Genomic DNA, 13,146 nt, shown 5'->3' with positions numbered 1-13,146 from the left:
ATGCAAAAACTATAAGGAGGTGAACCACTTGCGGTGGAAGCCACTGTTGGCAGTCCTGTTGGGACTGCTGATGGTCGGGTTAACTGTAGGAAGCGCGGCAGCGATGTCAAGTTCCGCCCAAGATCCTCACGCAAAGGTAGTAGTTATGAAAGAGCTCCCAACTAGACTCTTAGTGAATACCCCTACAAGACAGGTCTTTATTTTTGGAGACATACTGATTGACTACAAAACCAATGGCAATGAAGCAACGATACTAATCAAGAACACAACTACAGATAAGATGGTAGACGTTGTTTATATGACCTCCACCAAGATTGATAACTCATACCTATTGACAGTCAGAGATTCCTCAGGAGCCAATTACTCCATAAGGACTCCCATAAATATAATAGCCCCCGGATTGAGAACAAAACAGTTGATATCAAAGCCATTAATAAATAAAGAGCCTTCCACTACCATAGCTTATAATACACAGCAACACTACTGGTGGGATGGAGTATACTTTGTCAAAGGCTACATGATACGGTACCCACATCCAGATTACGAGTACTATGGGATAGAACCATGGGACACTGTTTCAATCAAAGGCAATAAGCTTACACACCTGCACTTCTCCAATGCAAAATCAGCGTTCATCCTTCAGGTTGGGCCTACTGCATTAGGAGCCGCCATAGGTGCTTACTTCGCCAATGTGCCGGGAGCTATTGTTGGAGCTATAGTAGGCTTGGCAGGGGGGATAGCATTCGGACACTACCTTTTAGATGAATATGGTTGCTTATGGATATGGTTCGCTTGGAAATGGGAATATCACTGGCGCTGGGTACCCCCAGGATATGTGTACGAACCCGTTCTAAAATACCTCAGAATAGCCAGCTACACACTTAAAAATGACTACCATTTACCGAATCCTTGAGGTGAAAAGCATGAAGCGCTGGACTTTCGTGCTTCCATTCATTTACTTCCTCTTCCTTTTTGCACTGGCATTCATGGACTTCCCACGACAAATCAACCGCCAATGGATGTGGGTTCAAATTGGTGGACTAATTTTCATGATCGTGCTTGGGGGATACCTCGATGGGAGCATTCCAGAGGGGGAACTGACAGCAATCGGGGCATTCACGCTCTTGTGGCTTGCCTTAGCCTTCATCATCAACATCAGGAGGGAGTATTTCACGCTCCTCGGCCTCATCATAGAGCTGGCTTTGGTGGTTCTCATCGAAAAAATCCTTTTGACGTCATGAAGAAACGTTGACTCGAAACCTCTTTAACCCCTCTTTCAAACTTTTCTCGGTGGTAGCGGTGAGGGCGTTCATAGCGATAGATGTCAGCGATGAAGTTAGGGACAACCTGATGAAAGCCCAGGAAAGGATAGGGAGCAAGTCGGCAAAGATAAAGTTCGTCGAAAGGGAGAACTTCCACGTCACGCTGAAGTTCCTTGGGGAGATTGACGAAGCTTTAGCGGAGGAGGTAAAGAAGGCCCTCGCCGAGATAGCGAAGAGGCACAGGAAGCATAGGGTTAAGGTGAAGGGGATAGGCGTCTTCCCGAACCCGAATTACGTCCGCGTCATCTGGGCAGGCATCGAGAACGATGAGGGGATTAAGGCTATAGCGAGCGACGTCGAGCGCGAGATGAGGAGGCTCGGCTTCAAGAAGGAGAAGGACTTCGTCGCACACGTAACCATCGGCAGGGTGAAGTTCGTTAGGGACAAGCTGGAGCTGGCGATGGCTCTGAAAGACCTCGCCAACGAGGACTTCGGCGAGTTTGATGTTGAGGCAATAGAGCTGAAGAAGAGCACGCTGACTCCAAAGGGACCGATTTACGAGACCGTTGCGAGGTTCGAGCTCGCGGAGTGAGGGCGATGGACGTCGAGGAAGTCATTGGGGAGGTTCTGGCCAAAATCCGGCCAAGCGAAGAGGAGAGGGCCTTCGTCGAGAGACTGATGGTCGAGCTGAGGGAGATAGCGAAAGGAACAATAGAAAGCCTCGGCCTCGACGTTACTCCCTACTTCGTCGGCTCGCTCGCGAAGGACACCTACTTGGCTGGAGACCACGACGTTGACCTTTTCTTGGCTTTCCCTCCAGACATCCCCCTCAAAGAGCTCCGGGAAAAAGGCCTAGAATTGGGGAAGGCCATAGCGGAGAAGCTTGACTCCTATGAAATAGCTTATGCGGAACATCCGTACGTGAGGGCGCGCTATAAGGGGGTTAAGGTTGACCTAGTTCCGTGCTACGACGTGGAAAGCTGGAGGGACGTGAAGACTGCCGTAGACCGCTCGATACTCCATACGGAGTGGGTTCTCGAAAACCTCAGGGGGAGAAACGATGAGGTCAGACTCCTCAAGAGGTTTCTCAAGGGCATCGGCGCCTACGGTAGCGAGATCTACGTGCGCGGATTCTCAGGTTATCTGGCGGAGATTTTGGTCATCAAATACGGGTCGTTCACGGGCGTCCTTGAAAATGCCGACTTCATGCTGAGGCAGAAGATAATCGACCCCGGAAACTGGCTAAAACGCGAGTACAAGATCGCCATGAAGACCATAAAGCGGGAAGCGGAAGAAGACCGCCCCATCATAGTCATAGACCCCGTTGACCCGAGGCGGAACGTTGCCGCCAATCTGGGCTGGGAGAAGTACGGGAGGTTTTACTTCAAGGCAAGCCAGTTCATGGAGAAACCTTCCGCCGGATTTTTCTTCCCGGGGAGACCGAAAGCGGGCAGCTACCTCGCCGAGCTCAGGAGGAAGGGAACCCACCTCGTAACCCTGTTGTTTGAGAAACCAGAACTAGTTGACGACCTCCTCCTTCCCCAGCTGGAGAGGAGCGCGAGGGGATTCGAGAAGGCACTCGAGAGGGAAGGCTTCAGAGTCCTCGGCTGGGATATTGGGTACTCCGGAAAAAAGGCAGTCATTATGCTCGAAGTTGACAGGATCGAGCGCGAGAGGGTACGGATAAAGCCCGGCCCGGAGTTCTTCACCGAGATGGGTCGAGACTTCTACAGGAAGAACGAGAGGGTCTGGCTGATAGGCAAGAGGCTCTACGCTGAGAAGAGGGTGAGCGAGCACGTCGTGGATGTTCTCTGGGAGATGCTCGGAAAGAACCAGGTCTCCCTCGGCAAGGGCATAAGGGAGGGGATAAAACGGGCTAGCGTCCTAGTAGACTATGTCCCCAAGGAGCTGAAGGAGGAGGCTTACCTCTTCCTGAGCAGAGAGAAGTGGGGCCTGAGAGACCAAAAGGAGGATTTTAAGGCCTGAATCTGTTTTATTGACCTCTTCCAGGATGCGTTTTATCTCAATGTAGCCCTTACCCCCCAGCTTTGACAGCAGATGCTCCAGGAGAGGCCTTTCATCAGCGGACTTCGATCCACCCAATTCCATCCCTCCACAGTACTTATGGACTGCAAGCGCCACCACGCAATGCGTCCCGGCTTTAAATGTTAGGCACACCAAAATTATAAAGTTTCGAAAGTATCACCCCCTATGCTCGCACCACTCTCGGTTCTCCCAGTGCCCGTGAACCTCTCCCGGTATGTGGCCCGTGTCCGCTACGGCCCAGTCGAGGTTGTAGGGTTCGATTAGACTCCTGAGTTCGCCCTTCAGGTCTCTCTTTCCAACGTATAGGGCCGCCCTCGTGACGACGTTGTAAGCACTGTTGGGTACCTCCGGACTGAGTGCATCTTTCCAGGCCTTTTCACTTGCCTCCCATCCCTCAATGGACGGCATCACGCCGAGGTTCCAGAGGCAGTACAGCTTATCGAAGTTGAGGAGCCTCAGGTAGGCCTCGGTGAAGAGACCCTGGAGCTCGTTCCCATCGAAGTACTCCATTAGCTCGATAAGGGCCTTTGACATTACCGAGACGTTGCCGAAGGCGACGCGCGTGTCGAGGTTCTCCCAGAAGCGCGGGCAGGAGTGGTTGGAGAGCAGCATGAGGTAGTAGGCCCTTCCGAGCTTAAGGGCTTCTCTATCACCGTTTGCCGGCTCAAGCACGTAATCCAGAGACGTTTCCATGTCAAAGTAGTCGTAGTAGTCCCTGAAAAAGAGCCTCGCGTAGCGGACGAGGAACTCCTCAGCATTTGAGGGCCCCACGCCGAGGTCTTCAAGCCCCCTCAGAACGCCGAACCTCACCGTCCTGTTCAGCTCCTCAAAGAGCCTCGTGAACGCCACCTTCCAGAGCTGGGAAATCTTCCTGCCGTTTACTTCCCTCGCGAAGACTTTTCCGTCGGCCCTGCGGTAACCGAGCCATCTGGAGTCGCTCGTCTTGCCGTCGGTGCTCAGGTCAAAGTAGTCGCTCCAGGCGGAGTAGTCTTTAACCCCAATCTCAAAGGAGCACTCGCCGTCGAGGCGCTTGAACTCGCCGGAGAGCTTTCTGGCCACGAACTCCATCGCGGAGACGCGCTTAACGCCGTTCGCCTCAAGCCCATCCATCCAGGCGGTGAAGCGGTCGAGCTGTTCTGGATTCCCGAGGAGGCTCTCAAGGTCACTGGCCGTGAAGACCAGGTAGGGGACGCCGAGGTTCTCCTTGTAGTCGTCGCGGTAGGAAAGGGTCGCCGAGACCAAACCCGGAACGTCGAGCGTGTTGAAGGCGAAGGCGTCGCTTATGTGCCACTCCCTGCCGAAGACGAAAGATTTGCCGTAGCGGTTGCAGGAGTGCTTCGCCTGGGGGAAGTCATAGAGGAGCTGCCTCTCGTCGAGGAGGAAGACCAGCTTTTTGTCCGTTGAGGACTCGACCCTTGAGGCGCTACTCCGGGTTATCACCGCCTCTGGGAACCAGTAGCCGACAACGGACTTTTTCCCGATGAAAGGTCGGTAGAAGTCAAAGGAAACCCTGGCCAGAACCCTCTGCTCGAATTCATCAAGATGGGGTACTATGGGGTGGAAAGGCGTTGTTGGGACGGCGTCGAACCTCTGGAGAAGCCCAACAGCGTCCTCAAAAGCGCTTTTGTGGTAGCGGAGGAGCATGAGGAAGGTGAAGGGCTCGATATCTATGCTTATTCCCTTCATGCGCGAGAGAGTGTCGGCGATATGCTCGTAGGAGTAGAGCATCGCCTGTGTCCAGTTCTCACCCTTAACTTCTTCACCGCGAATTTTAACTGCAACGGGGCTCTTCCTTTCCTCGTACTCTATCGGCCTGGAACCGTCACCATCGAGAACGTAAACGATATCGCCGGGCTGGTAGGCGTGGAAGTGGTGGGCGTACTTCATCAGCATGGTCTCACCGTGAGTGATACATCATTTCACCTTATTTTCCTTTCGGACAAATTAAAGTGACACTCTTACCCAGATATGCCCGATAGGTTAATAAAGGTGTGCATCGAGCTTTAAGCGGTGGGAGAATGGAGAGAGAATTCAGGCGAATTCTCGGGGAGGATCTGGCAAACTACCTCGAACTCATGAGGGCCAAGCTGGCCTTTGCCGAGGAGCTCTACGGGATAAAGATGAACTACGTGCCTCTCATAACCGATGGAGAGATAGTCGTCCTCGACAAGAACGACGGGAAGATCAAGTGGCTCAAAATGAAGAGGCCGCTCACATTGGACGAGTTCAAATCGCTGGCAGACAAGATAAAGGAAAACCTAGAAAGCGGTTTCGTCGAGATGCTCCTCGCAATGAATATGGAGTGCGTCAACGGGCCCGGGGAGTGATCAGCCTCCATAGACCACGGGGAGGACTTTAAGGACGTCGCCGTCTTTTAGGACGTAGCTTTCATCGACCTTTATCTCATTCACGAGTATGTGGTGCTCACTCGTGCTTATCCCGAGCTCCCTGAGCAGTTCCCCAACGGTTCTGCTCTCCCCGACTTCGAGCTCAAGTTTAGAGCCGTGCCTTAAGGCGTGCTCGCCGTAGAGGATCAGCCTCACCTTCATAGCCACCACCAAAAAGGAAATCAAAGGCCGAGGCGCTTCCTTATGCGCCTGACTTCGCGCTTTGCTTCCCCAAGGCCGAGCTCTTCCAGGACTTCTTCCCTCGGGATTCCATGCTCGTCGTAGCCAACCTCCTCGTAGTACTGCCTCACCTTCGCCCTTATCTCCTCCCTGCTCGGCGCTTTGCCCTTGACCGGGCCGCTCGGCAGAGGCTCGTAGAACCTCGGAGGGTTGTCGTCGTCCTCGGGCTTCCAGTAAACATCCGGCCCGCCGAGGAGAAGGAGTATCCTCTGGAGGTGGATTATCCTCAGGCCGATCTCGTTGAACCACTTCTCAGGGGTCAAATCAAAGCCCGTAACCGTGTTTCCGAACTCTATGATTCTCTCAAAGCCTGGCCTCGTCGTGAACATGCATATCACCGCAGAGTCGTAGAAGGCATTCACCAGCTCACCCTCGTAGCTCCTCGCCGGCAGGCCTGCCGTTGCCGTGTGGTCGCCGCCCTGAACTGAGACAGCGTAGCTTATATCCTTCGTGTAGTCGAGGTCGCTCCTTATTCCATGGGCACCGACGCCGATGCCCTTGACGTGGACGGCGTACTTGAGGGCATCTACACCTTTCATTTCGGAAATCCTGAGAGCGGCCCTGTAGGTTCCCTCCGCAAGAACCTCCCCAATACCCTTTCTCTCGATTATCAGCTCAAGTAACCTCGCGAAGGCCTTCTCATCGCCCCATTCGAGCTTAAAGCCGATGTCTTCCTCCGTGAGGATCCCACGCTGGTAGAGCTCCGCCACAAAGCCGAGGACGTTTCCCGCGTTGATACCGTCGAGGCCGAACTCGTCAACCAGGTAGGAGAGGTAAACGACCTTCTCAGGCTCGAAGATGCCCAGGTTCGTGCCCATGTAGGCCATAAGCTCGTAGTCAGGAGCATCCGTTATGGCCCCCTTGTACTCGCCGTAGCGGAGGTAGGAGATCTTCATGCAGTTGACCGGGCAGCCGTAGTCGGCCCAGTACTTCTTGACCCAGGCCTTCAGCTCGAAGTTCACCACGCTTATCCTCTCGTCGTCGTGGTACTCCTCCTGCCAGTTCCTGACCGGCTGGCTTGAGCGGTCTTTCCCTACGCTGTAGCCGCCGGCACCAGTCCCCCACTGGCGGAAGGTGGTGAGCGTCAGAAGCTCCCTCTGGAACTCACGGAGCATGGACTTAAACTTCTCCGGGTCGTGGACTTTTGGCAGAGCTTTATTGCCCTTAACCAGAACCGCCTTGAGGTTCTTGCTCCCCATGACGGCACCAAAGCCGCCGTAGCCGGCAGCGTGCATGAGCTTGCTCATTATAGCAGCAAAGCGAATCCTGTTCTCGCCGCCCCTTCCGATGTACATCATGGCAGGTTCCTTGGGAACGCCCCTCAGCTTGGCCTTCTTCCTGAGCTCGTCGTGGACTTCCTTGAGGAGGGTCTTGTGGAGCTCGAGGCCGCCCATTCCCCAGTACTTTGAGGCGTCGCGTATCTCTATCTCGTCGTCGTTTATGAAGAGGTAAACAGGCTCCTTCGCCCTCCCGCGGATTATTATCCCGTCGTAGCCGCTCGCTTTGAGCTCTATCCCCACCTCGCTGCTCAGGACACTGCCAACGATCCCGTTGCTCTCCGGTGATTTGGCGACGACCGCCGTTTTTATGCCCGGGTAGTAGCCCGTCAGCGGGCCGGTGAGTATTAGGAGGAGGTTCTCTTCGCCGAGGGGGTCTACCTTTTCCCACCTCTCCCCAAGCTCCCTCCACAGGAGGTATGTGCCGAGCCCTCTGCCGCCGTAGAAGCGGAGCATATCCTCGTCCAGCTCGACGGTTTTCACGTTTCCAGTGCTCAGGTCAACGTCTATGAGTTTGCCAGCGTAGCCGTACATGTCATCACCCCACAAACTCCTCACCGTAGAGCTTTCTCGCCAGTTCGACGCTTTTCTCAACCGGATCCTTCGCGAAGGTTCTGTAGACGGAGCGGTAGTTGCCCTTAACGAGGGTCAGTGCATCGTGCCCGGCCTCGTGGCAGACCTCGACGCACTTCGGCTTCCCACCGCAGAGGTCACAGATTACGACGCTTCCCTTGCCGGCAGGGATCCTCGGGACGTTTCCGGGACAGGCAAGGTAGCACGCGCCGCACTCGGTGCAGTTGTCTTCGTTGACGAGAACGGCACCCGTTACCTCGTCCACGCTCAGGGCATCAAAGTTGCACGCGCTGACACAGGGATAATCCGGGCACTGGACGCAGGTGTGCGGGACGTTGACTCCCGGAAGGAGCTCGTATATCCTTATGCGCGATGCTTCCGGCCAGATTATGCCCTCGTGCTCCAGCGAACAGGCAACTTCGCACAGCCTGCAGCCGCTGCACTTGTCAGGAGTTATCAGAATCCATATCCTCTCGGCATCGTCTCCCATGGGGAACACCTGATTCCATGGTTGAAACTTCATCTATATAACTCTTATGAAACCAACGTGAAAACGTGAAGATGCTTATTTATGCGGGGGAAAGGGCTTATAAACGGGGGCACACTACAGACGGCGATGAACCGTTCCGAGGCAATACTCCTTGGGATTACTGCCATATGGGGCTTTACATTCCCGGCCATGAAGGTTAGCCTCGACTATTTGCCCCCGATACTCTTTTTGGCTTACCGTTTCGGCATAGCGTCCCTCCTGATGCTCCTCATATTCCGTTCGAAGGCACTAAGAATGGAGACATTCAAGGAGGGCTTCATCCTCGGGCTGACACTCTTCTTCGGCCACGGCTTCCAGATAGTCGGGCTGAAGTACACGACCGCCTCCAACTCGGCCTTCATAACGTCCCTCTACGTAGTCTTCACGCCCTTCATAGCGTACTTCCTGCTCGGGGACAGGCTGAATCTCAGGGATGGGGCTTCCCTTGGGATAGCGCTCGCCGGCCTGTACCTGATCTCAGGAGCCAGCCTAAACTTCAACTATGGTGACCTGCTGACGGTGCTCTGCGCCCTCAGCTTTGCCTTTCAGATAGTCCTCGTTCAGCGCTTTGGCGAGAAGGATTACCTCAGTCTAGCCTTCTGGCAGATAACCTGGAACTTTGTCTTTTCGCTGGCCTTCGCCCTCCTGTTTGAGCCCTTCGTCGTTCCCACAGACCCGCTGCCCTGGACGGGGGTGCTGTACACGTCAATCTTCGCCACTGTGATAGCCTTTACCCTCCAGGTGAAACACCAGAGGAACACGAAGGCCCACAAGGCGGCGCTGATATACTCTTCCGAGCCGATATTCGGCCACATAGCGGCTTTCCTGACCTTGGGAGAGGTTCTTAGCCCGAAGGGCTACCTTGGAGCGCTCCTAATAATGGCGGGCATCTGGAACGAGGTCCGGAGCAGGGAGTAACTACTGCCTTCGAGGAATATTTAGAAACAAAAAGTTAATAAATTCTTTTTTCGTAAGTTACTCTAGAGGTGGTGGCCATGGTGCACGTATACATCAAGGAGAAAGCCAAGGAGTTTTCGAGGGATGAGAAGGAGAGGCGCTACAAGTACCTCGGAAAGGAGGTCATAGACGTTGGAGACCCTGGACTCGACAGCATCCCGGAGTTCTACGGGATAGCGAACGCCATCTGGCACGACTGGAAGGAGGGAGAGATAAGCACCAGGACGGCACTCGGGAGGCTTGCACTTCTAAAGCTACTCACGTACAAGACCAAGAACAGGAAGATAGCCGACATCCCGGAAGAAGACCTTGAAGAGGTCAGGAAGTTCATAGACTACGTGAGACAGGTCATAAAGAACGAGAGCAGGAGGAAGGGCGAGCCCGAGGAAGAGCGTCAGGTTTAAATCATCCTCACCTTAAATTCAACCGGGCCCTCCCCCTCACGCCCCTGGGAGAAGTGACCTGGGGTCGGTCGGGGAGGGCACAATTCCATATCCCGCGGGTTTTCTATCCAAAAACCTTATAAGGGAAGTTCCCAATTTTGCCCCGATGCCCATGAGGGGGGAGTGTTTTATCCTTCGCTTCGCCCGTTTCGCGGCTTGAGTCCCCCTGTTCTAGGGTAGTCCATCCTAAAGATCATTTCTGGAGGGTTTTGACATGATAAAGGAACCGGAGTTTAGGGAGTATAACCCAGGGAAGTTTGAGGAAAAGGTCGAGCGCTTTTGGAAGGAGAACAACACCTATGAGAAGGTGAAGGAAAGCAGAGCAAAGGGCCCGAAGTACTACTTCCTCGACGGGCCCCCGTACGTCAGCGGTGCAATACACCTCGGTACCGCCTGGAACAAGATAATCAAGGACATGGTGATAAGGTTCAGAACCATGCAGGGCTACAACGTCCGCAGGCAGCCGGGCTTCGACATGCACGGCCTCCCGATAGAGGTCAAGGTTGAGCAGGCGCTTGGACTTAAGACCAAGAAGGACATCGAAACTGAGATAGGCGTTGAGAACTTCATAAGGAAGTGCAAGGAGTTCGCCCTCAACAACCTCAGGGTCATGACCGAGCAGTTCAAGCAGCTCGGCGTTTGGATGGACTGGGACAACCCTTACATGACGATAAAGAACGAGTACATCGAATCGGGCTGGTTCACGCTCAAGAGGGCCTGGGAAAAGGGCCTCTTGGAGAAGGACAAGCGCGTCCTCCACTGGTGTCCGCGCTGTGAGACGGCCTTAGCCGAGCACGAGGTTCGCGGCGAGTACAAGATAAGGGAGGACCCGAGCATATACGTCAAGTTCCCGATAGAGGGCATGGAGAATGAGTACCTCCTCATCTGGACGACCACGCCCTGGACGCTCCCGGCGAACTTAGCGGTTGCCGTTCACCCGGAGTATGACTACGCCAAAGTTAAGGTCGAAACCGAGGGCAGGGAAGAGTACTGGATAATAGCGAAGGCCCTCGTTGAGAGGGTTTTGAGTGAGGTCGGCGTCAGGGGTGAAATCGTCGAGGAGTTCAAGGGTGAGGAACTCGAAGGGCTCCGCTACGTGCACATACTCATGGACGAGTATCCAGCTCAAAAGGAGTTCCGCGAGAAGTACGAGTGGGCCCACCGCGTGATCCTCGGCGAGCACGTCACCCTCGGGGACGGTACCGGCTTAGTCCACACCGCACCGGGCCACGGTGAGGAGGACTACGAGGTCGGAAGAGCGTACGGGCTTCCGGTTTACAGCCCGGTTGACGATGAGGGACGCTACATCGAGGGCTACTGGAAGGGAACATACGTCAAGGACGCCGATCCGGAGATAATAGAGCACCTCCGCGAGAAGGGCTACCTCGTGAAGGCCGGAACGATAGAGCACAAGTACCCGCACTGCTGGCGCTGTAAGACCCCGCTCATATTCAGGGCCACCGACCAGTGGTTCCTCAAGGTCAGCAAAGTTAAGGACCTCATAATCAAGGAGAACGATGAGAAGGTGACCTGGTACCCGGACTGGGTGAAAGTCAGATACGACAACGGTGTCCTCAACTCGGGCGACTGGGTCATAAGCAGGCAGAGGTACTGGGGCATACCCCTCCCGATATGGCAGAGCGAGGACGGCGAGATACACGTCGTTGGAAGCTTCAAGGAACTCGTCGAGCTCAGCGTTGCGATAGAGGTTAACGGCGAGAGGATAGACCTCCCGGAGGACTACAATGAGAAGCTCAAAGTCATAGAGGAGAAGCTCGGCCCGGAGGACCTGCACAGGCCTTACGTGGATGCCTTCATCATAAAGGTCAACGGTAAAGAGATGCGCCGCGTCAAGGACGTCGTTGACGTCTGGTTCGACAGTGGAATAGCCAGCTGGGCTTCCCTCGACTACCCGAGGAACAAGGAGTCCTTTGAAAAGCTCTGGCCAGCGGACTTCATAGTCGAGGGCGAAGACCAGGTCACCAAGTGGTTCTACTCCCAGCAGGCAGCCAGCGTTATAGCCTTCGACACAGTCCCCTACAGGCACGTGGCGATGCATGGATATGTTCTCGATGAGAAGGGCGACAAGATGAGCAAGAGCCTCGGCAACATCATAAGGCCGGAGGAGGTCGTCCAGAAGGAGGGCAGGGATCCCTTCAGGTTCTACATGCTCTGGGCGACGAACCCGTGGGAGAACCTGCGCTTCAGCTGGAAGGGGCTTGAGCAGGTCAAGAGGATGCTCAACATACTCTGGAACGTCTATGTCCTCAGCGCGACCTACATGAGCCTCGACAGCTTCGACCCGACGAAGCTCAACCCAGAGGAGCTTCCCTTCAGGGAGGAGGACAGGTGGATACTCAGCAGGGCCAACGGCCTCATCGGAGACGTCACTGAGGGTATAGAGACCTTCAGGCTGACGAAGGCGACTAGGGCGATATACCACTTCGTCGTCGAGGATCTGAGCAGGTGGTACGTGAGGCTCATCAGGAAGCGCATGTGGGTCGAGGGGGATGACCCTGACAAGCTCGCCGCCTACTACACTGTCTGGAAGGTCTTTGACGTCCTGCTGAGGCTTATGGCCCCGTTCACGCCCTACATAGCCGAGGAGATATATCAGAACATGCTGAGGCCGTTCCTCGGTGTCGAGAGCGTCCACATGCTCGACTGGCCAAGGGCCGAGGAGAAGGTCAGGGACGAGGAGCTTGAGGGGGAGATGGAGGCCGTCAGGAGGATAGTCGAGGCCGGCTCAAGCGCCAGGCAGAGGGCTAAGATAAAGCTCCGCTACCCGGTCAGGAGGATAATCGTCGAGACGGAGGATGAGACCGTAAAGAAGGCCGTCGAGAGGCTCAACAGAATCCTGCGCGACCAGCTCAACGCCAAGGAAGTTGTTGTAGGAAAGGTGGAGCGCGAGCTCGTCATAAAGCCGAACTTCGCCAAGGTTGGCCCCGAGTTCAAGGGCGACGCGAAGCTCGTAATAGCATGGATAGCCGAGCACGGCAGGGAGCTCTACGAGGCCGGTGAGATGGACGTCGAGCTCGAAGGAAAGACCTTCCACCTCACCAGGGAGCATCTCAGCGTAGAGGAGAAGCTGCCGGACTTCTTCGTCAGCGAAGACTTCGACGGCGGAAGGGTCTTCGTGGACAAGACCCTCACAAGGGAGCTCCTCGCTGAGGGACTCGCGAGGGAGTTCGTCAGGAGGATTCAAGAGATGAGGAAGCGCCTTGACTTGGACGTGAACGACCGCATTAAAGTCACGATAGAGACCACGGACGAGAACCGCGAGCTGCTCAGCGAGAACCTCGACTACGTGATGAAGGAGACGAGGGCCGTCGAAGTAAAGTTCGAGGAGGCCAAGGGCTACGTCGTCGAGTGGCCAGAGGTTCAGGCGAAGATAGGGATCGAGAAGGTGGAGTGAGGCCTTTGACCTCTTTT

The 13,146-nt window shown here is 55.0% G+C and carries 12 protein-coding genes; 8 read left to right on the top strand and 4 right to left on the bottom strand.

Annotation, left to right across the window (positions count from 1 at the left end; all coding sequences use genetic code 11):
• Positions 1-46 precede the first annotated feature (46 nt).
• From E3E36_RS05850 to cca, 4 genes are read left to right on the top strand one after another with little or no spacing between them, the layout of a single operon-like run.
• A complete protein-coding gene (locus E3E36_RS05850) occupies positions 47-913 on the top strand; it encodes a glycine zipper family protein (RefSeq protein WP_167894338.1) in 867 nt (288 codons plus the stop codon).
• Positions 914-923: 10 nt separating this feature from the next.
• Complete coding sequence (locus E3E36_RS05845; RefSeq protein WP_167894337.1) at positions 924-1,241, top strand: hypothetical protein; 318 nt, start codon at positions 924-926, stop codon at positions 1,239-1,241.
• 58 nt (positions 1,242-1,299) lie between these two features.
• Positions 1,300-1,854: an RNA 2',3'-cyclic phosphodiesterase gene (thpR, locus tag E3E36_RS05840; RefSeq protein ID WP_167894830.1), complete on the top strand. Its 555-nt coding sequence runs from the start codon at positions 1,300-1,302 to the stop codon at positions 1,852-1,854.
• 5 nt (positions 1,855-1,859) lie between these two features.
• The gene (gene cca, locus E3E36_RS05835) at positions 1,860-3,248 is read left to right on the top strand and encodes a CCA tRNA nucleotidyltransferase (protein ID WP_167894336.1); all 1,389 of its coding nucleotides are present in this window, start codon (positions 1,860-1,862) and stop codon (positions 3,246-3,248) included.
• Positions 3,249-3,464: 216 nt separating this feature from the next.
• Here cca and E3E36_RS05830 read toward each other — a convergent pair whose 3' ends face one another.
• Positions 3,465-5,201, bottom strand: coding sequence for a glycoside hydrolase (locus tag E3E36_RS05830; RefSeq protein ID WP_167894335.1), 1,737 nt, complete (start codon positions 5,199-5,201; stop codon positions 3,465-3,467).
• Positions 5,202-5,326: 125 nt separating this feature from the next.
• Here E3E36_RS05830 and E3E36_RS05825 point away from each other — a divergent pair, with 125 nt between their 5' ends.
• Positions 5,327-5,635, top strand: a complete 309-nt coding sequence (locus tag E3E36_RS05825; RefSeq protein WP_167894334.1) for a hypothetical protein — start codon at positions 5,327-5,329, stop codon at positions 5,633-5,635.
• On the opposite strand, the gene E3E36_RS05820 is transcribed toward E3E36_RS05825, so the two are convergent.
• Genes E3E36_RS05820 through E3E36_RS05810 form a run of 3 tightly spaced genes read right to left on the bottom strand, consistent with a single transcriptional unit; the run spans position 5,636 to position 8,275 of the window.
• Positions 5,636-5,857: a MoaD/ThiS family protein gene (locus tag E3E36_RS05820; RefSeq protein ID WP_167894829.1), complete on the bottom strand. Its 222-nt coding sequence runs from the start codon at positions 5,855-5,857 to the stop codon at positions 5,636-5,638. It abuts the gene before it with no gap.
• Between the two features lie 20 nt (positions 5,858-5,877).
• The gene (locus E3E36_RS05815) at positions 5,878-7,746 is read right to left on the bottom strand and encodes an aldehyde ferredoxin oxidoreductase family protein (protein ID WP_167894333.1); all 1,869 of its coding nucleotides are present in this window, start codon (positions 7,744-7,746) and stop codon (positions 5,878-5,880) included.
• Between the two features lie 4 nt (positions 7,747-7,750).
• Positions 7,751-8,275, bottom strand: a complete 525-nt coding sequence (locus E3E36_RS05810; RefSeq protein WP_167894332.1) for a 4Fe-4S dicluster domain-containing protein — start codon at positions 8,273-8,275, stop codon at positions 7,751-7,753.
• A gap of 126 nt (positions 8,276-8,401) precedes the next feature.
• Between E3E36_RS05810 and E3E36_RS05805 the strand changes: the two genes are divergently transcribed.
• From E3E36_RS05805 to ileS, 3 genes are all read left to right on the top strand, one after another.
• Entirely contained in the window at positions 8,402-9,232 is an 831-nt protein-coding gene (locus E3E36_RS05805) for a DMT family transporter (protein ID WP_167894331.1), read from the top strand.
• Between the two features lie 77 nt (positions 9,233-9,309).
• Positions 9,310-9,675, top strand: a complete 366-nt coding sequence (locus tag E3E36_RS05800) for a hypothetical protein (protein WP_167894828.1) — start codon at positions 9,310-9,312, stop codon at positions 9,673-9,675.
• Positions 9,676-9,928: 253 nt separating this feature from the next.
• Positions 9,929-13,129 (top strand): isoleucine--tRNA ligase, encoded by a 3,201-nt coding sequence (gene ileS / locus E3E36_RS05795; RefSeq protein ID WP_167894330.1) that lies wholly within the window; start codon positions 9,929-9,931, stop codon positions 13,127-13,129.
• Positions 13,130-13,146 lie beyond the last annotated feature (17 nt).

The organism is Thermococcus sp. M36, assembly GCF_012027355.1.
Classification (GTDB): domain Archaea; phylum Methanobacteriota_B; class Thermococci; order Thermococcales; family Thermococcaceae; genus Thermococcus.
This window is presented reverse-complemented; position numbering and strand designations above follow the sequence as displayed.